Origin of the sequence: Roseateles sp., assembly GCF_049240545.1 — a bacterium.
In the GTDB taxonomy this organism is placed as follows: Bacteria; Pseudomonadota; Gammaproteobacteria; order Burkholderiales; family Burkholderiaceae_C; genus Paucibacter_A.
Map to the genome: position 1 here is coordinate 1 of NZ_JBMLSK010000184.1, position 1,724 is coordinate 1,724.

A 1,724-nucleotide genomic window follows, 5' to 3' on the forward strand; every position below is an offset into this window, starting at 1 on the left:
GGTGCTTGGCCACAGCCGCTACCTGTGGGCGCAGTTCGTATTGCACCAGGACCTGCCCACACTGCTGCGCTGCCACATGGAGGCCTTCGAGCACTTCGGGGGTTCGCCGCGCGAGATCCTGTACGACCGGATGAAGACCGCCGTGTTGGGCGAGCCCGAGGCCGGGCGTGGCGTGATCTACAACGCCAAGCTGCTAGGCCTGGGCAAGCACTACAGCTTCATGCCCCGCGCCTGCCAACCGTACCGCGCCAAGACCAAGGGCAAGGTGGAGCGGCCGTTCCGCTACATCCGCGCGGACTTCTTCATGGCCCGGCAGTTCGCCGATATCGCCGACATGAACCGCCAGTTGCGCCAGTGGCTGGATACCGTGGCCAACGCCCGGCGTCACGGCAGCACCGAGCGCATCGTGGCGGAGCACTTCGACCAAGAGCAGGCGTACCTGCAGCCGCTGCCAGCGGGTCGCTTCGAGGCCGTACTCAGCGTGCAGCGTCGCCTCAGCAGCGACGGCTTGGTCAGTGTCGGTGGCAATTACTACAGCGTGCCCGACGGCACCCGCGCCAGGTTGGTGGAGGTTCAAAGCACGGCCGACCAAGTTCGTATCCTGGAGAACGACAAGGTCATCGCCGTTCACACCCTGCTGCAGGGCCGTAAACAGCGCTCGGTCTTGCCAGGGCACCGGCAGCCGGTTCGGTTGACACAGCGTGGTGACAAGCCCAGCGTTCGACTGCTGCCAGGGCACGCCGTGGCCACGCGGCGCTTGGACGTCTATGAGCAGATCGCCCGTCATCTGGGAGGGGCGCGATGAGCAACACCACCGAGCGCATCCGGCGCCACCTGGTAGGCCTGAAGATGCCCCGTGCGCTGGAGGCCTTGCAGACGACCCTGTCGCGGATTGAACAAGGCCAGGTCACGGCGCTGGAGGCGATCGAAGCGCTGCTGGGAGAGGAGTACAGCACTCGGGAGAGCCGGCGCATCAAGATGGCGCTGCAGACGGCAAGACTGAGCACTGTCAAGACGATCTCGGGCTATGACTTCAGCTTCCAGCCCGGACTGGATCGCTCTCGCGTGATGGCGCTTGCGGATCTGGACTTCATCGAGCGGCGTCAGTGTGTGCACTTCCTGGGTCCGCCGGGTACGGGCAAGAGCCACCTGGCCATCGCTCTGGGCTTCGAAGCGGTCAAGGCTGGCAAGAGCGTGTTCTTCGCCACGCTGGCCGAGTTGGTGGACTCCATGCGCAAGGCCGAGCGCGAAGGCAGGCTGCGCGAGCGGGTGAAGTTCCTGAGTCGCTACAGCCTGCTGATCGTTGACGAGATCGGTTACCTCCCGGTGGGCTCCGGGGGTGGCAACTTGTTCTTCCAGCTCGTCAACGCTTGCTACGAGCGCTGCGCGATGGTCATGACGGGCAACCGCGGCTTCGGGGAGTGGGCAGACATCTTCGGCGATGCGGTGGTTGCCACCGCATTGCTGGACCGACTGTTACACCACGCGGTGGTCATCCCCATCGAGGGGAACTCGTACCGGTTGCGCGAGCACGCCTCGCTGATCCCAGAGCACATGAGGCTACGACACCCGCTGGCAGATCCAACCGGGCCAGCTCCCGTCAAGCGTGGGCCAGGTCGCCCCAGAAAGGCCCCCATCGCCTCCTGAGCGGGATGAGGTCCCACCGAAACCAGGGTGGGGAAAATTCGTTGGCCCGAAATGGGGAAAAGTTCGGTGCCATTGAC

2 protein-coding genes are annotated in these 1,724 nt (G+C 64.9%); both read left to right on the plus strand.

The genetic code is table 11. From position 1 onward, the window contains the following. Positions 1-805, plus strand: an 805-nt coding sequence (gene istA, locus ACOVRJ_RS11950; RefSeq protein WP_422044072.1) for an IS21 family transposase, incomplete at its 5' end; no start/stop codon positions are given. After that, positions 802-1,647, plus strand: coding sequence for an IS21-like element helper ATPase IstB (istB, locus tag ACOVRJ_RS11955; protein ID WP_409938609.1), 846 nt, complete (start codon positions 802-804; stop codon positions 1,645-1,647). The genes istA and istB, both read left to right, overlap by 4 nt. Positions 1,648-1,724 lie beyond the last annotated feature (77 nt).